Genomic DNA, 22,795 nt, shown 5'->3' on the forward strand with positions numbered 1-22,795 from the left:
GTTTTCCCAATGTCTTACAGTATCCCGCTGCGCTTGATATCAAGGTAATGGTTAATCAGATTAACCGATAGTGCTGCGGGCGCGACATCTAGACAACGGATACCTGTCGCACGGATGCGTTGTAAGGTTGCTTCCCGTTTTGCCAGATAATGCTGCACAGCGGCTTTGTGCAGTGCATCTTCCTGATTGTCGACTGGTTTGTCCAGCGCTTGATCAATGGCTTGTTCACGCATACTCGCCAGCAACACCAGATGGCGCTTGCGCAAGATGTGTACCGCAGGCAGCAAGTCATCCAGATCTTCATCGCGTAAATTGGTCAGCAGGATCACCAGGGCACGTTTTTTCTGGCGTACCAGTAATTCAGTCGCGGCCTGAGCGTAATCGGGCGCTTGGGTGGTAGGCTGCAAATCATACAACGCATCCAGCATGTGCTGGACATTGTGTTGCCCCTTGTGGGCAGGCAACCAGCGGCTTTGCCCGGCAAAACTCCCCAACCCCACCGCATCGCCCTGACGGAGTGCTACATAGGTCAACAGCAGAATCGCGTTCAGGGTATGGTCAAAATGCGACAGGCTGTCGTCTTTCGCTAGCATTCGATGCCCGCAATCCAGCAGGAAAATGATTTCCTGATCACGTTCATCCTGATACTCGCGGGAAATGGGGCGGCGCATCCGCGAACTGGCTTTCCAGTCGATCTGGCGCAGGCTGTCCCCGGCGCGGTATTCGCGGAGTTGGTGGAAATCTTGACCTTCACCCCGACGACGCTTTTTCATGATACCCATGTGACTGAGGTGGTGGTCGGTTGCCATCAGCGCGTATTGCGCCACGGCTGCGAAGTTGGGGTAAACCTTCACTTCAGATACCACGGGCAACTTGAGGTCATGCCACCAGAATTGCAGCGGTGAGCGTACCCGGATTTGCAGGCAAGGGAACAACAGCTTACCACGTTCGTTGGCGGTCACTTCATACAGCGGCTCGGCGAAAGTGCCGACTGCCAGCCCGATACGCAGCGGGAAACCACGGGCGCTAACTTCCAGCGGGAAATGGTCGAAAACGTCGAGGGTTAGGGGGCGCTTGCTGGTATTGTGGATCTTGAGGCGCACGCTGCGTTTCACCCCCAGTGGCAAGGAATGGGGCACGAAGCGTTCGCCACGCGGGGCAGGTTCTGTCATCACGAGCAGCAAGTCAATGAAGACCGCCAGCAGGCTTGCCCCCACTGCCACATACCACAGGACAATCCGTTCAGGGAACACGCTGACAAGCAAGGCTATCGCCGCATTCACGCCCAGCAATTGAAAAGCACGGCGGGCGGGTAACATCATCTGCGTGGTGCTTCGGTTTTGTCGAGTAGTGCTGTGAGCAAATGGTCGGCGTTATAGCCTTCCAGCTCCATTTCCGGTGACAGGGAAACACGGTGGCGCAGGATCGGTAGGCACACTTGCTTGATGTCATCCGGGTGGACAAAATCGCGGCCTGCCAGCAAAGCATTGGCACGTGCCGCACGGATCAGCGCAATGCTGCCGCGTGGCCCTGCCCCAAAGCGCAAGCCTTGCCAGTGGCGAGTAGCGCGGGTAATACGCACCGCGTAATCCAGTACGTGAACATCCACCGCAATGTCAGCGGTGACGGTTTGCATCGCCAGTACTTGTTCGGGGGTAGCAATGGCTTGCAGGTTGTTGAGATTGAAACGGTCGCCGATTTGCTTGTCGGTGACAATACTGACCATTTCAGCCTCTTCTTCGAGCGCAGGGTAGTCGATGAAAACTTTCAGCAGGAAACGGTCAAGCTGGGCTTCCGGCAAGGGGTAAGTGCCTTCTTGTTCCAGCGGGTTCTGAGTGGCGAGCGTCATGAAGGGCAGGGGGACGGGTAATGACTGGCCTTCGATGGTGACTTGTTGTTCCTGCATCACTTCGAGTAAGGCAGATTGGGTTTTGGCGGGGGCGCGGTTGATTTCATCCGCCAGTAACAGGTTGGTGAACACTGGCCCCTTACGCACGTTGAAACGCTGATTCTGCATGTCGAACAGGACGTGACCGCTGATGTCGGCGGGCATCAGGTCGGGGGTGAACTGGATGCGGGCAAACTGTCCGCTGATGGTGCGGGCGAGGGCGCGTACCAGCAAGGTTTTGCCTAAGCCCGGCACACCTTCGATCAGTACGTGACCACCGGCGAGTAGCGCGATGAGGGTTTCGCGGACGACTTGTTTTTGCCCGATCAGCGCTTTGCTTATTTCGTGGCGGATGCTGTCAGCCAGTTGGCTGGCTTGTTCAAGCGTCAGGGTTGCTGTTGTCATGTTGTTTCCTTGTGCCTGGGTTAAGTTGTTCGGCGCTTGCGATGAAGCTGTTGTATTGGGTGTCGCCGTGTTGGCGGTGACGTTGCCACATGAATAGACCACTGGCGTGGATGTGTTCCAGAATGCGGCGGCGCTCCAGTGCTGGTTTGGGGATCATCGGTCCAAAGCGTGGGCTAAGGGCGAGAATACTTAGCGGAATCAGTAAGGCCAAAGTGAGTACCAATGCCCAGGCGTGTTCCCAGATGAGCTTCCACAACGGTGGCATATCATCTGTATGTATCAGCCAGACGCCCGCAGGTTCATCCCGCAAGCTATGCAGCATGTACCACAGGAAGGCGGCGTGGTCGTAATCTTCAAGCGAGTGGTTTTCGATGAAGTCGAGGTTGGCTGCGAGTGTGATTAAACCTTTGCCGCGTTCGATTTCCTGTAACCAGTCGGCGTCGTTGTAGCTTTGCGGGTAGTTTGCTGTGGTGGTCTTGAGTGCGTAGAAAAACGCAGGGTCTACTTGCAGCGAGTGGCTCATGTTGGAGAGTTGCGCATCCAGCGGCAGGTCATCATCTTCCGGCATGATGTGTTCGCCGATACTGACGCCCAAGGTGCTTTGCAGCATGTCGTTGTTGCTTGGGGGCGGCACGGGTGACTTATCGGTATCCTCGGTATCGTCATAGAGGGTGTCACTGCTGGTAGTGTGAGCGCGGGTAATTAAGTGTCCGCCACGTTCTACCCACGCGAGGATTTCATCGATTTTTTGCCGTGACAGTGTGTAACGTTCGGTGTCGATCAGCAGCACAGTGTCGGTAGCGGGTAAGGTTTGCAGGCTGTCTTTGCGTTCGGCGGGAATACCCATGCGTTCCAAAAATAACCGGGCAGCGAAAAGCGGATTGCTTTTGGCTTCACCCCGCAAACCGATGTATTCATCGACTTCTTTGTATTCATAGTTTTTCAGAAACCAGAAAGCCCCGATGGTCATGACGAGGGCAACGAACAGGCTAATGAGGATGTGCTGAAGTTTCATGCGGGCTTCCCTGCGAAGTCGAAGCCAAACAAGGGCATGACTTGCGCATCTGCCGGAATGCGATGGGCGTAAGCAATTTCTTGCCAGACACGGGTAACAGCCGTCAGCCATGCCATGCGTGCGCTGTCGAGGTGGGGGTGTGCGAGCCGCAGGATGTCGCCTTCGGTATGGCTGTCTTGTACCGCCACTTGCTCATGCCGGGTCAGTTGCATCAGTGCCCCCCGGTACAGCAGGCTGAGGGCTTCGCGGTGCTGGCCTGCTTCCCACAAGCGGCGGCTGGCGCTGGCAATATCGTCAGGAAGCGATTCGGGGCGAATGTCCATCCCAAACAGGATGTCGGGCGGTGCTGGAGGCGCTGCTTTGCGGTGGGCGGGTTTCAGCAAGGTCAGAATCCGCTGGCGGTACACAAAACCGAGAATAAGTAGCACGATGAGGGCAATCCACAATAGGGATTTGGTGAAGTTAGCGAACAGTAATTGCCAAGATGCGGCTAATTCTTTAGGTTTGTCGTCGTGAGTTTCTTTGTCTGATGAGCGTGGAACCCATTGCATCCGAGTGCGCATACCCGCGAGTTCTTCGCGTTGCATCACTTCCGCTATTTGGGCGCTGGCGTCTTCGGGCGGCAAGCGCTCACTTGCCCATGATGGGGTTGGGGTCATACCCGGCAAACCGATCAGCAAGCACGCTGCGAGTAGTAATGCTAACGGTGTTCTCGCCAATTGACTGAGCCGTGTGCCGAGATTGCGGAAGGCGAGTTCAATATCCCACGCTTCTAATTGAGTGCGGCGATTGAGGTATAAGCTGAAACTGGCGGCGACGTAGAGCGGTTCGATGACCAGTACTGTCAGGGTATACAACACCAGATACAGTAGACTTCCCCAGTATTGGGTTTCAGTATCAAAGGTTTGGGTGAATGCACTAAGGATATAGTTCCATGAACCATCGCTAGGGTCTAGCATGATAATGAGGAGATATAGGCTAAAAATGACCACGGATTCTAGATGCAGGCAGGCAATGGTCAGCCATATTGCTTGAGAATGTGCTTGTAAGTGCAATAAATTCTGCCGTTCCAACCGAGGTTTGCCACGTAACTGCTCCAGTTGCCAAATGGGCAGGTTAAACCCTCGTGAGAATGAAAACCGCCGAAACGTCAGCGCACTGAGTAGACCAGTGTGCAGTATCAGCTTAGGTATGGCACTGAAAATATCGGTTGTCGATAAGCGCTGATTGAACAGTTGATGGCTGAAAATATGCAGCAACACCCGGTCATAGAGGGGCTTAAACCACCATAGTATCAAGGGGGTGTAAGTTTGGTAATCTTCAGGTAAGGTAACCCAAATTATTAGTGCAAACCCACCGAATAGCAGCGCCCACGCTGAGAAAATCCAGCGGATATTGTGTTGTACCATGGCAAACCCAAGGTCAACAGCTTCCCATGGTGAACGTAGGCGGATATTGGTTGTGATCTCGTCCAGTTTCATGGCTGTGACTCCGCTTGGCTGAATGCGGTCGATGGCTCGCGTCCGAGCTGAGTGAAGTAGCCAATCACCAACAGCCACAAGGCAATACCAACACTGTATTTCACCATTAAGGGGATCCATGTTTGTGATGACCAAAAGGCTTCCACAAACGCAGCCATAATGAATAGGGTCGCAGAGCCGTACACTATTTTGATCGCATCTTGTGCATTGTCATGCAAGGCTAGCGCCCGTGATTTACGCCCAGGCATGATCAAAGCAGCGGCCAGTTTGAAACCCGCCGCACCCGATAGCACGATGGCGGTTAGCTCGAACGCACTGTGCCCTGCTACGAATCCCCAGAAGGTGCTGATATAGCCCATTTGGGTTAAATGCCCAGCAACTGCGCCAAGCACCAGCCCATTATAAAATAGGAAGAACAGGCTGCCTAAACCGTACAGCAAGCCCCCAGAAAATACTTGAAATCCAATGCTGGTATTATTTTTGATGTAATACCCGAACATGTAAATATCGCTGTCGGCTTCGCGTTCTCGTCCGAATCGAGAGGTACGTGTAGGGTCGTACATGTCTTCCATGTCGGCGACTTGGGAGCCATCAATAACGGAATACACCAAATCTGGCTGAATTTGGATGGCAATCAATATGGCAAAAAAACTGCCGAAAAACAGCAAACCAGCCAGCAATACCGCCTGCCATTCGCGACGCACCAGTTGCGGCAGGTCTCGCAGGTAAAAATTAATAAAGCGATGTGCGAAATGCAGTCGTGAGGTATATAAGTGGTTATGCCCACGTGTCACCAACTCGTTGAGCTGGCCAATCAGTAAGGGGCTATACAGACGCGATTGTGCCAAGGCCAGATGATGGCATAGTTGGCGATAGGCTTGTGGGAAATCCAACGTGGGTTCAAGCAATGCTTTGCGTTGTTTTTTTGGGGTTTGCTGGTAATCTAGCCATTCCCCAAATTGATCCCACTGCGACTGGTATTGCTGGATAAACTGTTCTTGTTTCATGTCCGGTTGCCTCCTGTCAGCCAGCGGGCAATACCTTGCAGGTAGTGGGCAGGGTTTTCCTGTTGTGCTACCAAGGGGCCAGTCATGCGGGCGAGTTCGTCTTGGCGTGCTGGGGTTAGTGTGTAGCTGCGCTGGGCAAACAACATGATAGCTTGTTGTTCGGGCAGGCTCAGACTGACTTCCGGGCGTATTGGATCGGTGTCGATGGCGTGATTGTAGTGAGGGTTACGCGGGGTTTTGTGGAGTACCACGGTATTGGCCGCCAAATCGCCCAAGCGTTGGAAACGCCCATTCAGCATCATGCTAGCAAACCCGAAACCGTACAGCAGCGGTAAAAAGTCGACAACGCGTAGCAGGTTGCGTACCAGCGATGCGGAAGGTGTGATGGGGCTGGCATCGGCTTGTGCTACATAAATGTCGAGCATTTTTTTGCCGGGTGTTTGCCCTTGCTGGCGCAATTCAAAATAAACCGGGTAAAACCACTCCAGCAAAAAGGCCAGGATTAGGGCGATGCCTGCCCCTGTTTTTCCCAGTGTCGAGAGCATCAAAAACAAGAGGATGTTGACTAGCGAGCGCAACAGTAAATCCAGTAACCATGCCAACAACCGTGGTACGGGGCCTGCCGGTGAAAGCTCCAAGGCGATGCCTTCTGGTGTATTGACGGTGTAAGTAGTGTCCAGTCTCATTATCTATTCATTATTCTTTTATTATTACCCTCCTTTATACAAAAAAAAGGAGGGGTGAGGGAAGGATTTTTTTAGCTGTTAATGCGTAATAGTGGTTGGTTGTGCGTTGGTTGAAGTTGGCATCCAACCTGAAGTGACCCCAACAGGTGGATTGTCAATGATCTTGTCGCCGGGGTTCAAGCCAGAAATGATGGAGACTTTGCTGCCGCCATTCTGTTCAGAGCCTAAACGTACCATCCGCAATTCGGAGGTGTTGTCATCTTTTACTACGAGTACGCCGGGCAAGCTGCTGCCTTTCATCAGGGCGGTGCGTGGGATAATGGTTACTTGATTATTGCCCTTTTTATTTTCAGGTACATAGATTTCAGCATACATGCCGGGGGCGGTATTGATTTCCATCGGAATGTCGAATTTCACGGTGACGGTGTGGCGATTCGGGTCGGCGACTGGTGAAATCTCCGATACCCGTACCGAGGTGTTGGTGCTGCCGTCGATTCGTGCCGGTAGCAGCATATCCTTGCTCAGGTTGCCAACCAGACCAGAGGGGACATCCGCTTGCAAACGCTTGTATTTGACGTAGCCGTATTTGATCAGGGGTTGACCCGGCTGTACGGTGTCACCGACTTCCACCATCTTTTCCATGATGATGCCTTCAAACGGGGCAAGGGCGCTGGCATCACGCAAAGCAGAATCAATTTCCTGCAATTGCGAGTTGGCTTGCTGAAGCTGGCCTTGTGCTTGCGAAACGCTGGCCATCACATTGCTGAGGTCACCTTGGCGCACAGCATCGGTGTCGTAACCACCCATGAAGGATTCGGCAAACGGTTTGACAGCCATTCGGTCGAACATGGCGGGCATCCCGAAACCGGGCATTGCGCCGATGTCTTTGCTGCGCGGGGAGGTCAGTTCGCGGTAATACTGTGCCTGGGCGTTTTGTAGCGCAGCCTGGGCAATGGAAATTTGCGCAATGACGGCGTTACGCTTTGCGATTAACTGGGATTCGTCAATCTTGAAGACGACACCACCTTCTGTCAGATTGGTGCCGACAGGCCCTGCAACGTATTTCACGACACCGGGGATTTGGGCGCTCAAAGAGACTTCTTTGTACGGGATAACCGTGCTGCCCAATACGGATTGTGAACGGGAGCCTGTGGTTTCTACCTGGATAATTTCAGCAGCTTGTACCGAGAAGATGCTTGCACAGAAGCCAAGCACTAAAAATCCAGACGCTTGTTTGCGTGTAGTCATGTAATTGTTTTCCTCGAAAGCGGACGATTCATCAAATTGTGGCATTTTAGCTAGCCTTGCGCTACTGCTGGTATTCAATCGAATTCATCAGATCACGGTTATTCAGCAATTGTAAGGCATTTTCAGGCGTATCAATAAAGGGATTTCGGATTCCCAACCGGGAATGCACCCAGTTATTATAAGCAAGTTCCCAAGCGCTAGGGCTGTCAATCTTGGCCCAGTGTACCAGAGTCGCAATATGCCGATCATAGAGTTCGTCGATTTCGTAGGTCATTACCATGTAGAGAATGGCGCGGGCAATATCGCCTCGGTTACGTGAGGGGATAACCCATTCGTGGTCGGCGTCAAACCCGGTGCCGCCCGAGAAGTTGTCCGGGTGCAGTTCAAGGTTATAGGGGCGCACAATACGGTCGTCATCCATATCAAACGGGAAGTTGGAGCGTTTGGCATTCAGGCCACGTTCCGAGGGGGCAAAATTGAAGGGGTTGACCGTAGCACCATTGCGTACATGACGCGGCGCCCGCTTGCGAGCCAGATAACGGTCTAGAAAGTCGCGCGGGATAATGTGTTCAATGCTGTGATGCTGTTTCTGATACAACTCGTTGACGGGCAGTGTACCGTAAATGGAGGTTACCCAGCCGTATTCATTATCGAAGAAAAACGACCAGAAGTTTTTCCATTTGTCGCCGCTGTCCCACTGCTTGAAATGGTGATGCGACTGGTATACCCCGCCCGCGTATTGCACCAAATCCTGACGGGTGTGGATGTCCGCCAAAGTGCGCACCGTATGCGCAGGGCGCTGGTTGATGGTATCGGCATAGTCGGGCTGGGCATCACAGGGAAGTAATTCCACGCAAACTTGCCCGTGATCGGATTGCAAGCGGTCGTCGACCCCATCGGCTTCGAGGTGCTGATTCCAGACTTCGTAGTGGGCGACTTCAGCTTTGGCGTCGGTGTTTTTGGGGTTGAGTGCGTTGGAAACCAGAATGTAGTCGAGCACGCCACCTCTGCCCCCGTGGATCTTGGTAAACGGTCGCACCCGTTGGCGCATATTGGGAGCCAGCCGGAAACTGTCCGCCAGCCGATAAGCATACAGCCAGGGGGCGATGTTTTCCGGCCAATGATTGGCTTCCACCCCGCCGATGTTGTAAACACGTTCTTGCATAGTTAGGGCAGCCAGCGGGATGGAATCTTCGCTGTCATTCATATCACCCAGCACGACCAGCGGGTGATTGGCATCCTGTTCCAGCCGGGCAGTGATGTGGTGGTAGAGCAGGGTGGCTTCCAGCCCGCGTTGCAGCAAGGAAGCAATCGTGCCGCGTGACATTTGCTGAAACGTATCCAGCACCCGTTTGGGCCAGCTCATGTCCGCAGGGTAACGCATATCGAGGGAGGCGGGGCGTTTGGATTTGAGGTGCAGCACATAAACCGTCAGCAGCCCAATGCCGGGTACACGCACATCGGCACAAACCGGGGCACGGCTGAAACGAAAGTCATCAGGAATCGGCAGTTCAGCACGCACATCTTCCGCTACGGTGATCGAGTGCACTGCTTCGATGGGGAAACGCGAGGCCAGCGCCACGACCGATTTGCAATACACGGCGGGATCATCTTCACGGCAGGCTGAATCATCCACGTAAACAAAATGCGGGTATCCGGCGGCATGGCAAAGCTTTTGTAGCGCCGGGATGCTGAAAACTTCCTGAAAACCGACGATATCTGCATCCATTTGGTGCAGGCGGGTTTTGACCCAGGCTTGCTTCTGTTCCCACTCAGCTATGCTAAAGGTGTTGTGCTCAATGCGGTCATGCCAGTAATAGCCTTGCATGGCGAATTGGTAAAGGTTAAACGTGGCAAGTTTCATGTTTTTTGGCCTCCTTCTTGCAAACGCCATGTTCACACGTTTAAGGAGTGTATGCCAAGGTGGGGGGAATTGTTTATACTCCACCCCAGCGCTCTGAGAGACACACAGCAAAATGGAGAGAATTGATGTACCAACATATCAAAGTTCCCGCACAAGGCGAGAAAATCACAACGAATGCCGACTATTCCCTGAATGTGCCGAACAACCCGGTTATCCCCTACATTGAGGGGGATGGTATCGGCGTCGATATTAGCCCGGTCATGATCAAAGTGGTCGATGCTGCCGTACAAAAAGCCTACGGCGGTGAGCGCCACATTTCCTGGATGGAAATCTACGCGGGTGAAAAAGCTACGCAAGTTTACGGCGAAGATGTTTGGCTGCCGGATGAAACAGTTGATGCCGTTAAAGAATATGTTGTCTCCATTAAAGGCCCGTTGACCACGCCTGTTGGTGGTGGGATCCGTTCCCTGAACGTTAAATTGCGTCAGGATCTGGATTTATACCTGTGCCTGCGTCCGATCCGTTACTACGATGGCGTGCCCAGCCCGGTCAAGCACCCGGAAAAAACCAATATGGTGATTTTCCGTGAAAACTCCGAAGACATTTACGCGGGTATCGAATGGGCGGCTGGCTCCCCTGAAGCCAACAAAGTCATCGACTTTTTGATGAAGGAAATGGGTGTCACCAAAATCCGCTTCCCAGAAACGTCCGGTATCGGTATCAAGCCCGTGTCGAGTGAAGGCACCAAGCGTCTGGTGCGTAAAGCGATGCAGTATGCCATTGACAATGATTGCCCTTCTGTCACGCTGGTGCACAAAGGCAACATCATGAAGTTTACCGAAGGTGCTTTCAAAAACTGGGGCTACGAGCTAGCAAAAGAAGAATTCGGCGCAGTCGAAATCGACGGTGGCCCATGGTGCAAGATGAAAAACCCGAACACGGGCAAAGACATTCTGGTCAATGACGTGATCGCGGATAACTTCCTGCAACAAATTTTGTTACGCCCGGAAGATTATTCTGTGGTAGCAACCTTGAACTTGAATGGTGACTTCGTATCCGACGCACTGGCAGCACAGGTTGGCGGAATTGGCATTGCGCCGGGTGCAAACCTGTCCGATACCATTGCGATGTTTGAAGCAACCCACGGCACTGCGCCGAAATTTGCGGGTCTGGATCAGGTAAACCCCAGCTCACTGGTGCTTTCCGCCGAAATGATGTTACGTCACATGGGCTGGCTGGAAGCGGCTGATCTGATCAATAAAGGCACGGCGGGGGCGATTTCATCCAAGCGTGTCACCTTTGACTTTGCGCGGATGATTGATGGCGCGGAAGAAATTGCTTGTTCTGAATTTGGCGATAACGTGATTGCGCATATGTAAGGCAATGCTGCGGAAAATGGCTCAATAATCACGAAACAGGCGGCCTTGGTGTCGCCTGTTTTTTGTTTACCCTATTGTATTCGGCTAAGATGCACCAATCTAGGTGTGGAATAGTGACACCAGACCGTCAAAACGTTTATAACATAAACATCACACATCCCGTCAGTTTGGGGCAAGGTAAATCAGGAATGGCGCAAAAGCATAAAGAAGATCATGGCAGTGATCAGGATTCTGGCGTAGCGGTGCAGGAATCCCGCCCAGAGGTGAAAGAGCCACCGCGCTTTAAAGTTATACTGTTGAACGATGATTTCACACCGATGGACTTTGTAGTCGAAGTGCTACGAACGTTTTTCGATCTGGATCACGAGGGTGCAACGCGCATCATGTTACACGTACATACCCGTGGCAAAGGTGTCTGTGGCGTCTATACTCGTGATATCGCGGAGACCAAGGTGGCGCAAGTCAGCCGGTTTGCGCGGGAACATCAACATCCTTTGCTGTGTACAATGGAAGAGGCATAAGTCTTATGTTGAGCGCTGAAGTAGAATATTCAATTGAGACCCTGCACCGCGATGCTCGCAGCAGGCGTTACGAGTTTGTCACAGTGGAGCACCTGTTATTGGTGATGCTGGACAACCCTAGTGCTGCGGAGGCGCTGCGTGCCTGTTCGGTGGACATCCCGCAATTGCGCCGCGAGCTGGAAATGTTCGTGGAAGAAAATACGCCACTGGTTCCCGAGCATGAGATACACCGTGAAGTGCAGCCAACGCTGGGCTTCACTCGTGTGATTCACCGTGCTATTTACAGCGCCCAGACTTCTCGTAAGGGGCAGGTAACGGGTGATGCGATTCTGGTGGCCATTTTTGGCGAGCCGGATTCACACGCGGTGTACTTCCTGTCACGGTACCGGGTGACGCGGCTGGATATCATCAACTTCATTTCCCACGGTATCCGCAAGGACAGGCAATCAGAGCCGCCGATGGGGAAGGGGCAAGATGATGAATCGCAACAACCTTCCGGCAACCAGCAAGAAGGCGAGTCAGACGGCGGCGATAACAGCAAGCCGCTGGAAAAATACGCCAGCAACCTGAATGAAATGGCGCTGGAAGGCAAGATCGACCCTTTGATTGGCCGTGATCTGGAAATCGAACGAACCATTCAAGTGCTATGCCGCCGCCGCAAAAATAACCCGCTGTTGGTGGGTGAAGCAGGCGTTGGTAAAACCGCCATCGCTGAAGGGCTGGCAAAACGCATTGTCGATGGTGAAGTGCCTGAAATCCTTGAAGGGGCGGTCATCTACTCGCTGGACATGGGCGCTTTGCTGGCAGGCACTAAATACCGAGGTGATTTTGAAAAGCGCCTCAAGGCAGTGTTGAAGCAGATTAAGAGCGAGCCTCATGCGGTGTTGTTCATTGATGAAATCCACACGATTATCGGCGCGGGTGCAACTTCCGGCGGCACGATGGATGCTTCCAATCTGATCAAACCGGTATTGTCGAACGGTGATCTCAAGTGCATTGGTTCCACCACCTTTCAGGAATACCACAGCATTTTCGAGAAAGACCGGGCGCTGGCGCGTCGTTTCCAGAAAATCGACGTCAATGAGCCATCGGTGGAAGAAACCATCGAGATCCTCAAAGGCTTGAAATCACGTTTTGAAGCGCACCACAACGTGCGTTATACCCTGCCCGCCCTCAAAGCAGCAGCGGAATTGGCAGCCAAGTACATCAATGACCGCCATTTGCCGGATAAGGCCATTGACGTGATCGATGAAGCGGGCGCCAATCGCCAGATGCAGCCGTCTGCTTCGCGCAAGAAAACTATCAATGTCACTGACATCGAAGACATTGTTGCCAAGATTGCGCGGATTCCACCGAAGTCCGTCTCCACCTCCGATATGCAAACCCTGCGTCATCTGGAACGTGACCTGAAAATGGTTATTTTCGGGCAGGACAAAGCGGTTGAACAACTGACGGCAGCTATCAAAATGGCACGCTCAGGCTTGCGGGATGATACTAAACCGATTGGTTCCTTCATGTTTGCCGGGCCTACTGGGGTGGGTAAAACCGAAGTTTCCAAACAACTGGCGCAACGCCTGGGCATTGAATTGCTGCGCTTCGACATGTCGGAATACATGGAACGCCACACGGTTTCACGCCTGATTGGTGCGCCTCCCGGCTATGTGGGGTATGACGAAGGTGGTTTGCTGACCGATGCCATTAACAAGCACCCGCACGCGGTATTGTTGTTGGATGAAATTGAAAAAGCCCACCCGGACATTTTCAACATCCTGCTGCAAGTCATGGATCATGGCACGCTGACCGATGCCAACGGACGCAAGATCGACTTCCGCAACGTAATTCTGATCATGACCAGTAACGCAGGCGCTGAAAATATCAGCCGCAAGTCACTGGGCTTTACCATACAAGACCATGTGCTGGATGCAACGGAAGCAGTTAACCGCACCTTCTCACCAGAATTCCGTAACCGTCTGGATGCTGTTATCCAGTTCAACCCGCTGACAGCAGAAGTGGTGGCTTCAGTAGTCGACAAGTTTGTCATCAAGCTGGAAGCGCAACTGGAGCCGAAAAAGGTTGTGCTGGTAGTAGACGAAGCTGCCCGTCGCTGGTTGGCAACGAAAGGTTACGACCGTCTAATGGGCGCACGCCCAATGGAACGGGTGATTCAGGAGCACATCAAGAAACCACTGGCAGATGCCATCTTGTTTGGCGAACTCAGCCAGGGTGGCAGGGTGGAAGTATCGGCAGATGATGAGGGGCTGGTGATTGAAATGCACGGGGTAGAAGCCGTGCCAGCCTGAGCATAATCGGAGAAACTGACACATTCAATGCGCCCTGAGGGGCGCATTGTTATTTGTTGCGGTAGCTGATGCGACCCTTGGTTAGATCGTAAGGGGTAAGCTGTACGGTAACGCGGTCGCCGGTCAGGATGCGGATGTAGTTTTTACGCATACGACCCGAAATGTGGGCGTTTACGACGTGACCATTATCCAGTTGAACGCGGAATGTGGTATTAGGCAGGGTTTCCTGCACAATGCCTTCCATTTCAATGTAATCTTCTTTTGCCATAGGTTCTGTCAATACTTTGGGAATACTAAACAGCGTATTATCCTTGCCACACGCCAGATGACAAGTTCTTTTTTGGATTTCTCGAATTGACGGTTTTCATGACACCCCTTTTTTATTAGGATAGGACGATTTTACTTTATTCGGGGCGCAAAAGTCGCTCGTTTTACGCTGGAGTAGTAGACAAGATGACAATCGCGGGTATTTTTCCGGGGCAGGGCTCCCAATCGCTCGGTATGCTGTCGGCATTGAGTGCAGACTTTGTGGAAGTGCGTGATACGTTTCAGGAGGCTTCCGAGATATTGGGGCGCGATTTGTGGCTAATGTCTCAGGAAGGCACCGAAGCAGCCATCAATAGTACTGAAAATACCCAGCCCTTGATGCTAGCAGCGGGTGTTGCCGTATGGCGTGTTTGGTTGAAGCAAGGCGGTTGTCAGCCAGTCGCGCTTGCCGGGCATAGCCTTGGTGAATATTCAGCACTGGTGGCGGCCGGGGCATTGGCCTTTACCGATGCGGTCAGTCTGGTGGCGGAACGTGCGCGTTTGATGCAATCCGCTGTTACTGACGGTGAAGGTGCAATGGCAGCCATTTTGGGGCTGGACGATGCACAAATCGTGGCGGCGTGCGCACAGGCGGCACAAGGTGATGTGGTCGAAGCGGTGAATTTCAATTCACCCGGTCAGGTGGTCATTGCAGGAAGTGCTGCTGCCATTGACCGCGCCATACAGGTTGCTACCGAAATGGGGGCAAAAAAAGCCATCAAATTGTCAGTCAGCGTGCCTTCGCATTGCGCACTGATGAAACCTGCTGCTGAAAAGCTGGCAGTCCGCCTAGTAGCCACTCCTTTTAGCCCTGCACAAATACCTGTTTTGCATAATGTTGATGCGGCAACGCGCGATACAGTGGATAGCACTCGCGCAGCGCTGGAACAACAGCTCTATCGCCCGGTTCGCTGGGTTGATACTATTTTGGGCTTGCAGGGGCAATACGCTGCCACGGCGGCAGTTGAGTTTGGCCCCGGCAAAGTACTGGTTGGCCTGAACAAGCGTATTGACCGTAAGCTCACCAGCGTTTGTATTCTGGATAGCAAAACATTGGAAGAAGCATTGAAACTTTGTGAGGAGGCGGCAGCTTAATGGATTCACTCATCAATTTGCAGGGCGAAATTGCTCTGGTCACCGGCGCAAGCCGTGGCATCGGGCGCAGTATTGCAGAAATGCTGGGTAAGGCTGGCGCGACGGTCATTGGCACGGCGACCAGTGAAAAAGGTGCGGATGCTATTTCTGCCTACCTGACAGAAGCAGGTGTCGCTGGTAAGGGCATAGTGCTCAATGTGGCAGACAAGGATTCCATCGAGAGCGTTGTCAAAGCGGTGACGGGTGATTTCGGCGCGATTAGCGTGCTGGTCAATAATGCAGGCATTACCCGCGACAACCTGTTGATGCGTATGAAAGATGAGGAGTGGGATGACATCATTACCACCAATCTGACATCTGTTTACCGCATGAGCAAAGCCTGTATGCGCGGCATGACCAAGGCTAAAAAAGGCCGCATCATTTCGATTTCATCGGTGGTGGGTGCATCTGGTAATCCGGGGCAAACCAACTATGCGGCGGCAAAAGCCGGGCTGGTCGGTTTTTCCAAATCACTGGCGCGTGAAATCGGTTCCCGCAATATCACGGTAAACGTGGTGGCTCCGGGCTTTATTGATACCGACATGACTCGCGAACTTTCTGAAGAGCAGCGCAACAACCTGTTGCAAAATATTCCGCTTTCCCGTTTGGGGCAGCCGGGCGAAATTGCTGGTGCGGTGCTGTTTTTGGCGTCTCCATTGGGTGCTTACATCACTGGTGAGACAATTCATGTGAATGGTGGTATGTATATGGCGTAAACCTGCTGGTATGATGCAGAGGTTTTAAATACAATAGTCCACCGCGACAAACATTTTTTATTTACGAGGAACATAAGACCATGAGCGATATAGAAGAACGCGTCAAGAAAATCGTTGTTGAACAACTGGGTGTTGATGAAGCTGAGGTCACCTATCTTTCTTCTTTCATTGACGATCTCGGCGCGGATTCTCTGGATACCGTCGAACTGGTTATGGCACTGGAAGAAGAATTCGGTGCTGAGATCCCTGATGAAGATGCAGAAAAGATCACAACGGTCCAAGCTGCTATTGATTACATCAAGGCTCAGCAGGGTTAATTCCTGCCAGCAAACCGCAGCCCGTTTGTGATGGGGTGCGGTTTTCTCATTTATCACGACAAGATAGGGGCATAAGTTTGTCTAAGCGACGTGTAGTAGTAACAGGTCTCGGTATTGTTTCACCTGTTGGTTCCAAGCTGGAAACAGCATGGGACAATATCAAAGCTGGCCGCAGCGGGATTAACCGGATTAGTTCTGACTTGTTCGATGCCAGTGCCTTCAGTGTACGAATTGCTGGTAACGTCAAAGGTTTCAATGCCGACGATTACATCAAGCCGAAAGACCAGAAAAAAATGGATAAATTTATCCATTACGGTATCGGTGCGGGCGTTGAGGCTATCCGTGACTCAGGTTTGGAAGTCACCGAAGAGAATGCTGAGCGCATTGGTGTGCTCATGGGTTCCGGGATCGGTGGTTTGGACACGATTGAGCGCAACTACGCGACGTTCCTCAACGGTGGGCCACGCAAGATTTCCCCTTTCTTCGTGCCTGCAAGTATTATCAACATGGTGGCGGGTAATTTGTCCATCATGTTTGGCCTGAAAGGGCCGAATATGTCGATCGTTTCGGCGTGTGCAACAGCCACTCATAGTATCGGTGATGCAGCGCGAATGATTGTGTATGGCGATGCAGATGTGATGATTGCTGGTGGCTCAGAAATGGGGTCTACCCCGCTGGGTATTGGTGGTTTTGCTGCTGCCCGTGCACTGTCCACTCGTAATGATGACCCAGAAGCTGCTAGCCGCCCGTGGGACGTTGACCGTGATGGTTTCGTTTTAGGTGATGGCGGTGGCGTATTGGTGTTGGAAGAATACGAATTCGCCAAAAAACGCGGCGCACGTATCTACTGTGAACTGGTCGGTTACGGCATGAGCAGCGACGCTTACCACATGACCACTCCATCGGAAGGTGGTGAAGGTGCAGCACGTTGCATGGTCAATGCCATGAAAGATGCAGGCTTGAATGCGGCAGATGTGGATTATGTGAATGCACACGGCACTTCTACACCTGCGGGTGATAAGGCTGAAACCATGGCTGTTAAACGTGCGCTGGGTGATCACGCCTACAAGGTGGCTGTCAGTTCCACCAAGTCCATGACTGGGCACTTGTTGGGTGCTGCGGGTGGTATTGAAGCGGTATTCAGCGTGTTGGCTATCCGTGACCAGATTCTGCCACCGACCATCAATATGGATAATCAGGATCCTGAATGTGATTTGGACTACGTGCCAAATATTGCCCGTGAAACCGCCGTCAATGTTGCTATGAGCAACTCCTTCGGCTTCGGGGGCACGAACGGAACCCTGATTTTCAAGAAAATCTGATTGCATACGCAAACCTTCAAGGGCGAGCATGATTTGCTCGCCCTACATGAACAGAATCCCGCCCGTTATCCTTTCCTGCTGGAAAGTGTCGCTACCTCAGCCCTTAACCGTTACAGCTTGTTGTTTGCGTTTCCGCAGGAAACCTTGCGTCTGGATGATTTGGGCGAAGAGAGCTTCTGTACACGATTGGATGCTGCTTGGGTAGAAGAAACCCCTCCCGTCCTTCCCTTATCAGGGGAGGGGCAAGAGCTGCCATTTCGGGGGGGGTGGTTCTTGTATCTGGGGTATGAACTGGTTGGGCAGTTGGAACCGACGCTGCAATTACCGGCTACTTCGCAGGATTTACCGATTGCGTTGGCAGTGCGTATTCCGGCGGCGATCATCGTCGACCATCAGCGCAATGAAACGACGGTGGTGGCGGAAGAGGGGTTTCAACAGGAATTTGTGTCTATGTTGGAAGCCATTGCCAAGGTAGATGCTACCTCTTCCTCCTCCCCTGATAAGGAGAGGCCAGGAGGGGTTTCTTTGTCCGAAGACCCACCCGAACACTTCACTAGCGGGGTGGAACGCATCCGCGACTACATCAGTGCTGGCGATGTCTTTCAGGTCAACTTGTCGCGTGCATGGCGGGGGGAGCTACACGCCGAACAGCGTGCAGTGGACTTGTACCGCCAATTGCGCACCACCAATCCTGCACCTTTCGCGTGTCTGGCTGACTTCCATGACTTCGCCATCATCAGCTCTTCGCCGGAACGTTTAGTAAGAGTGCATAATGGCACGGTCGATACCCGCCCCATCGCTGGAACTCGCCCGCGTGGTGACAATGCCGCCGATGATCAGGCATTGTTGGAAGAGCTGATTGCCCACCCCAAGGAACGCGCCGAACACATCATGCTGATTGATTTAGAGCGTAATGATCTGGGGCGTATCTGTGGCTACGGCACCGTCAAGGTTGATGAGTTGATGACGGTGGAAAGTTACCAGCATGTCCATCACATTGTCTCCAATATTCAGGGCAAGCTGCGGGAGGGTATGACGCCGGGGCAAGTTATACGCGCCGTATTCCCCGGCGGCACAATCACTGGCTGCCCCAAAGTGCGTTGCATGGAAATCATCGCGGAACTGGAACAGACGGGTAGGGGGGCATACACCGGCTCGGTAGGCTATTTGAACCATAACGGTGATATGGATTTGAATATCCTGATCCGCACCATGACTTTGCAAGGCAAGCACCTGCAATTCCGCACCGGTGCTGGTATCGTAATGGACTCGGTTGCACCCAACGAACTCAAGGAAACTCGCCACAAAGCACGGGGTTTGCTGCGGGCTATTGGCCATGATACGTGTTAATGGGGTTGTTACTGACAACCTGCCTGTGACCGACCGTGGCTTGCTTTACGGCGATGGCGTGTGGGAAACCATCGGTGTGCGGCAGGGCAGACCGCAACTGCTGGAGTGGCATTTAGAGCGCTTGCAAACAGGCTTAGCAGCACTGGGTATACAGTCGCTGGAGTGGGACACCTTACGTGAGGAAATCAGAGCCGCCTGTGTGGGTGAAGAGCGTGCTATCCTCAAGCTGATTGTTACCCGTGGAGCGGGGCAGCGCGGTTACAGCCCGCATACCCTGTTACCACCTACCCGTATTCTGCAATTGGCTCCTTGGCCTGAATACCCAACGGCTTACACCGCTACTGGCATTCGCCTGACGTTATGTGAAACCCGTCTTGCCCAACAGCCGCGCTTGGCAGGTTTCAAGCACCTTAACCGGTTGGAACAAGTGTTAGCCCGTGCTGAATTCGGTAGTGAATATCAGGAAGGTTTGGTTCGTGATTATCACGGCAATGTGATTGAGGGCACGATGAGCAACCTGTTTATTATCCGCGCTGACGGTACTGTTGTGACGCCTGAGCTTAGCCAATGCGGAATTGCGGGAATAATGCGCCGATATATTGCTCAAACGCTTGAGAAATTCTCCATCGAATGCCACATTCAGCCCTTAGCATTGGTGGATGTCGAGCAGGCTCAAGCAATATTCATGACCAATTCCCTGATTGGTGTGTGGCCTGTATGCGAATTTTCCGGCAAATTATATAACATTCCGCCGTTAATCAGGGATTTACAGGCGGAAATACTAGTGTTGCCATGAGTAAATTATTCAAACGATTAAGTGTTATGCTGCTGATAGTGATCATCATAAGCAGTTTTATGCTGTGGTATCAGTATAATGTTTTTCTAAAGACCCCTCTCACCTTGACGCCCGATAACGCCACTTTCGAAATCAAGCCGGGCAGCAATATTCGTCAGGTAGCTAATCAGCTTGAAGCGAAAAAACTTATTCCTTATGGCCAATTTTTCTTGGTCTATGCGCGTTTGCAGGGCAGTGCAGGCAAGATCAAAGCGGGTGAATACCAGCTTGAGCCGGGTATTAGGCCTGATGAGCTGCTAAAGAAATTTACGGCTGGTCAAGTTTTGCAATATCAACTGGGTATTATCGAAGGTAAACCGTTTAGGGATATTGTTGCGGATATTCACAGCAACCCAACGATTGAAAAAACGCTTGCGGCTGATGATTTTCAGACGATTATGTCCAAGCTCGGTGCAGATGCTGGAATGCAGCCAGAAGGTTGGTTTTTCCCAGATACTTACCACTTTCCACGCAAAACTACCGATTTGGAATTCCTGAAACGTAGCCACAAGGCCATGCAGGATTATCTGAACAAGGCATGGGAAGGGCGAGTTTCCAACCCAACGATTACCACACCTTACCAGGCTTTGATTCTGGCTTCCATCGTCGAAAAGGAAACCGGACTTCCTGAAGAGCGCCCGTTGGTAGCACGCGTTTTCCTCAACCGTTTAGAAAAAGGCATGATGTTGCAAACTGACCCGACAGTGATTTATGGCATTGGTGATAAATACGATGGCAATATCCGCAAAGTGGATTTGCAAACCGATACGCCTTACAACACTTATACGCGCTTTGGTTTGCCGCCAACACCGATTGCTACGCCTAGTAAAGCAGCCATTGATGCTGTCATGCATCCAGCCGTGAGTAATGCATTGTATTTCGTGGCAACCACACCCGGTGGAGCTTCACAGTTTTCTGAAACACTGGATCAGCATAATCAGGCAGTTCGGCAATATATCCTCAATCGCAAAAAAGCCATGGAGCAGAAGCCATGAAACGCGGCGTATTCATTACCCTCGAAGGGGGAGAGGGTGCAGGAAAAAGTACCAATGCTACGTGGTTGGCAGACTACCTACGTTCATGTGGTAAGACTGTGTTAGTGACTCGTGAACCGGGTGGAACAGAGGTCTCTGAAGCAATTCGTGAAGTTTTGTTATCACCTGATCTTCCGGGAATGCATGCGGATACTGAATTACTGCTGATGTTTGCTGCCCGCAATGAACATTTGCAGTCCAAAATCTTGCCTGCGCTGGCACAGGGGACATGGGTGATTTGCGACCGTTTTACCGATGCAACTTATGCTTATCAGGGGTATGGGCGCGGTATTTCGTTAGCGCGTATTGAAGAGCTGGAGTGCTGGGTGCAAGGTGATATGCGTCCTGATTATGTGATTCTGTTTGATCTCGATGTTGCTACAGGCATGGCTCGTGCACAAGCACGCGGACGTGCTGACCGTTTTGAGCAAGAACATGCCGCTTTTTTCGAGCGAATTCGTGTTGGTTATCAGCAACGGGCACAGCAGTTGCCACAGCATTACCCTATCATTAATGCAGCGGAAACACTGGATCAGGTCAGGCAGCAGTTACAGGCAGTGGCTGAGCGTATTGTGGTGGAATCTGTCTCATGATTTACCCGTGGCAAACGCAGGCATGGCAGAGTGTGCAACAGGCCAAAATGGCTAACCATTTGCATCATGCCCTACTGTTCAGCGGGGAAGAAGGTTGTGGGAATGAAGCGTTTATTCAGGAAGTTGCTAAAGGCTTGCTATGCTTGAAACCATTGATAAATGGTGCCGCGTGTGGAGAGTGTCGTAGTTGTCAGGTATTTGCTTCTGATGCACACCCTGATTTTATGTCGATTAGATTACTGGAAGATAAACAGTCAATTTTAATTGACCAAATTCGTGAGTTGAATTATTTCTTGGGGCTTAGTCGCAGTTATAGTTTGCGGAGGGTGGTGGTGATTTATCCCGCTGACCGTATGAATATTAATGCTGCTAATAGCTTATTGAAATCATTGGAAGAACCGGCTCCAGATACGCACATATTGCTGCTGACTGCGCATCCAGCTGTGTTGTTGCCCACTATTCGTAGTCGCTGCCAGCGTGCTCGCTTGCCATTGCCTGCTCACGCTGATGCTCTGGAATGGTTGCAGCAACAGGTTTTACAACATCCGGCGGAGCAATTACTGTTAAATACTGCTGGTAGGCCGTTAGCAGCTTTAGAGCTTGATGTAACAGATACGCTGGTGCAGCGGGAACAGTGGCTTGCGCATTTGACAGAGTGTGTGCAAGGCCAAGGTAGTATGACAGCAATCTCGGCGTATTGGGAAAAATTTGATAAGAGTCAATTGCTTGACTGGCAGTTAGACTGGCTACTTTCCTTGTTAAAGCAATGTGTTGGTGGTGAGGCAAATAGTGAAGTGCGTTATCTGCAAGGCGTGTTGGGGCAGCAAGGTATTTTGCATATCTATGATAAATTGCTTGAGCTTAAGAAATTATCCACTCATCCTCTTAACGCCCGGTTATTGCTTGAATCCATGTTAGTATTGTGGCGACAAACAGGTTAATTGTTTTAGGAAATATTAATGGAAGATACTAATAAGCAGGCACAAGATAAGAGGAAAAAAGATAGCGGCCCAGCTAGTCTGTCCATGGCTATTACCGAAAAATCTGCATTGCATGCTTGTTATATGCCTTTTATTAAGGATGGAGGGCTATTTGTGCCAACCACGGAAAAATTTATGTTGCATGATGACATTATTCTGCATCTACGTTTGGTTGAGGATGGTAAGAAGCTGCTTATTCCTGGTCGCGTCGTGTGGATTGCATCTGGAGTAGGACAGCGTGGTACTAGTCCAGGAATAGGTTTGCAATTTACAGGTGAGCACCGTATCCGTGTCAAGCAATTCATAGAGGAAATGTTGGGTGATACTCTCAATCAACCTGCTGCCAATCCTGCTTACTAATTAAGCTATTTATGAAGACAGAGAAGATGACGTTGATAGCCATCTCTCTTAGTT

22 protein-coding genes are annotated in these 22,795 nt (G+C 51.8%); 13 read left to right on the forward strand and 9 right to left on the reverse strand.

Annotated elements, in window-relative coordinates; all coding sequences use genetic code 11:
- Positions 1 to 14 precede the first annotated feature (14 nt).
- From Q394_RS0114445 to Q394_RS0114480, 8 genes are all read right to left on the reverse strand, one after another.
- On the reverse strand, positions 15 to 1,322 hold the full coding sequence (locus tag Q394_RS0114445) for a DUF58 domain-containing protein (RefSeq protein ID WP_051543469.1): 1,308 nt from the start codon (positions 1,320 to 1,322) through the stop codon (positions 15 to 17).
- Entirely contained in the window at positions 1,319 to 2,293 is a 975-nt protein-coding gene (locus Q394_RS0114450) for an AAA family ATPase (RefSeq protein ID WP_028489888.1), read from the reverse strand. The genes Q394_RS0114445 and Q394_RS0114450 overlap by 4 nt, the downstream gene beginning before the upstream one ends.
- A complete protein-coding gene (locus tag Q394_RS0114455; protein ID WP_028489889.1) occupies positions 2,268 to 3,308 on the reverse strand; it encodes a DUF4350 domain-containing protein in 1,041 nt (346 codons plus the stop codon). The genes Q394_RS0114450 and Q394_RS0114455 overlap by 26 nt, the downstream gene beginning before the upstream one ends.
- Positions 3,305 to 4,789: a DUF4129 domain-containing protein gene (locus Q394_RS0114460; RefSeq protein ID WP_028489890.1), complete on the reverse strand. Its 1,485-nt coding sequence runs from the start codon at positions 4,787 to 4,789 to the stop codon at positions 3,305 to 3,307. Before Q394_RS0114460 ends, Q394_RS0114455 begins: the two co-directional genes overlap by 4 nt.
- A complete protein-coding gene (locus Q394_RS0114465; protein ID WP_028489891.1) occupies positions 4,786 to 5,796 on the reverse strand; it encodes a stage II sporulation protein M in 1,011 nt (336 codons plus the stop codon). Before Q394_RS0114465 ends, Q394_RS0114460 begins: the two co-directional genes overlap by 4 nt.
- Complete coding sequence (locus Q394_RS0114470; RefSeq protein WP_028489892.1) at positions 5,793 to 6,482, reverse strand: RDD family protein; 690 nt, start codon at positions 6,480 to 6,482, stop codon at positions 5,793 to 5,795. Before Q394_RS0114470 ends, Q394_RS0114465 begins: the two co-directional genes overlap by 4 nt.
- A 78-nt stretch (positions 6,483 to 6,560) precedes the next feature.
- Complete coding sequence (locus Q394_RS0114475; RefSeq protein ID WP_028489893.1) at positions 6,561 to 7,730, reverse strand: efflux RND transporter periplasmic adaptor subunit; 1,170 nt, start codon at positions 7,728 to 7,730, stop codon at positions 6,561 to 6,563.
- Between the two features lie 61 nt (positions 7,731 to 7,791).
- Positions 7,792 to 9,594 carry an endonuclease gene (locus Q394_RS0114480; RefSeq protein WP_028489894.1) on the reverse strand — a complete coding sequence of 601 codons (1,803 nt, stop codon included), beginning with the start codon at positions 9,592 to 9,594 and terminating at the stop codon, positions 7,792 to 7,794.
- A 125-nt stretch (positions 9,595 to 9,719) separates the two neighbouring features.
- Between Q394_RS0114480 and icd the strand changes: the two genes are divergently transcribed.
- The 3 genes from icd to clpA all read left to right on the forward strand — a co-directional run bounded on the left by icd (position 9,720) and on the right by clpA (position 13,794).
- Positions 9,720 to 10,973 carry an NADP-dependent isocitrate dehydrogenase gene (gene icd, locus Q394_RS0114485; RefSeq protein WP_211248822.1) on the forward strand — a complete coding sequence of 418 codons (1,254 nt, stop codon included), beginning with the start codon at positions 9,720 to 9,722 and terminating at the stop codon, positions 10,971 to 10,973.
- A gap of 188 nt (positions 10,974 to 11,161) precedes the next feature.
- On the forward strand, positions 11,162 to 11,494 hold the full coding sequence (gene clpS / locus Q394_RS0114490; RefSeq protein ID WP_028489896.1) for an ATP-dependent Clp protease adapter ClpS: 333 nt from the start codon (positions 11,162 to 11,164) through the stop codon (positions 11,492 to 11,494).
- Between the two features lie 5 nt (positions 11,495 to 11,499).
- Complete coding sequence (clpA, locus tag Q394_RS0114495) at positions 11,500 to 13,794, forward strand: ATP-dependent Clp protease ATP-binding subunit ClpA (protein WP_028489897.1); 2,295 nt, start codon at positions 11,500 to 11,502, stop codon at positions 13,792 to 13,794.
- Between the two features lie 49 nt (positions 13,795 to 13,843).
- On the opposite strand, the gene infA is transcribed toward clpA, so the two are convergent.
- The gene (gene infA / locus Q394_RS0114500; protein WP_028489898.1) at positions 13,844 to 14,062 is read right to left on the reverse strand and encodes a translation initiation factor IF-1; all 219 of its coding nucleotides are present in this window, start codon (positions 14,060 to 14,062) and stop codon (positions 13,844 to 13,846) included.
- Positions 14,063 to 14,247: 185 nt separating this feature from the next.
- On the opposite strand from infA, the gene fabD reads away from it, so the two are divergent.
- The 10 genes from fabD to Q394_RS20575 all read left to right on the forward strand — a co-directional run bounded on the left by fabD (position 14,248) and on the right by Q394_RS20575 (position 22,741).
- Positions 14,248 to 15,195, forward strand: a complete 948-nt coding sequence (gene fabD / locus Q394_RS0114505; protein ID WP_028489899.1) for an ACP S-malonyltransferase — start codon at positions 14,248 to 14,250, stop codon at positions 15,193 to 15,195.
- Complete coding sequence (gene fabG / locus Q394_RS0114510; RefSeq protein ID WP_038141668.1) at positions 15,195 to 15,950, forward strand: 3-oxoacyl-ACP reductase FabG; 756 nt, start codon at positions 15,195 to 15,197, stop codon at positions 15,948 to 15,950. The genes fabD and fabG overlap by 1 nt, the downstream gene beginning before the upstream one ends.
- 80 nt (positions 15,951 to 16,030) lie before the next feature.
- Positions 16,031 to 16,267 (forward strand): acyl carrier protein, encoded by a 237-nt coding sequence (gene acpP / locus Q394_RS0114515; protein ID WP_028489901.1) that lies wholly within the window; start codon positions 16,031 to 16,033, stop codon positions 16,265 to 16,267.
- 77 nt (positions 16,268 to 16,344) lie between these two features.
- Entirely contained in the window at positions 16,345 to 17,589 is a 1,245-nt protein-coding gene (fabF, locus tag Q394_RS0114520) for a beta-ketoacyl-ACP synthase II (protein ID WP_028489902.1), read from the forward strand.
- Positions 17,590 to 18,939: an aminodeoxychorismate synthase component I gene (locus Q394_RS0114525; protein WP_028489903.1), complete on the forward strand. Its 1,350-nt coding sequence runs from the start codon at positions 17,590 to 17,592 to the stop codon at positions 18,937 to 18,939. It begins immediately after the preceding gene.
- Complete coding sequence (gene pabC, locus Q394_RS0114530) at positions 18,926 to 19,735, forward strand: aminodeoxychorismate lyase (RefSeq protein ID WP_028489904.1); 810 nt, start codon at positions 18,926 to 18,928, stop codon at positions 19,733 to 19,735. Before Q394_RS0114525 ends, pabC begins: the two co-directional genes overlap by 14 nt.
- Positions 19,732 to 20,769 carry an endolytic transglycosylase MltG gene (mltG, locus tag Q394_RS0114535; protein ID WP_028489905.1) on the forward strand — a complete coding sequence of 346 codons (1,038 nt, stop codon included), beginning with the start codon at positions 19,732 to 19,734 and terminating at the stop codon, positions 20,767 to 20,769. Before pabC ends, mltG begins: the two co-directional genes overlap by 4 nt.
- Complete coding sequence (gene tmk / locus Q394_RS0114540; RefSeq protein ID WP_028489906.1) at positions 20,766 to 21,401, forward strand: dTMP kinase; 636 nt, start codon at positions 20,766 to 20,768, stop codon at positions 21,399 to 21,401. Before mltG ends, tmk begins: the two co-directional genes overlap by 4 nt.
- Positions 21,398 to 22,342 (forward strand): DNA polymerase III subunit delta', encoded by a 945-nt coding sequence (holB, locus tag Q394_RS20570; RefSeq protein ID WP_051543470.1) that lies wholly within the window; start codon positions 21,398 to 21,400, stop codon positions 22,340 to 22,342. The genes tmk and holB overlap by 4 nt, the downstream gene beginning before the upstream one ends.
- A gap of 18 nt (positions 22,343 to 22,360) precedes the next feature.
- Complete coding sequence (locus Q394_RS20575; RefSeq protein WP_051543471.1) at positions 22,361 to 22,741, forward strand: PilZ domain-containing protein; 381 nt, start codon at positions 22,361 to 22,363, stop codon at positions 22,739 to 22,741.
- Positions 22,742 to 22,795: the final 54 nt, after the last annotated feature.

The sequence above is a fragment of the Thiothrix lacustris DSM 21227 genome (assembly GCF_000621325.1).
GTDB classification, from domain to species: domain Bacteria; phylum Pseudomonadota; class Gammaproteobacteria; order Thiotrichales; family Thiotrichaceae; genus Thiothrix; species Thiothrix lacustris.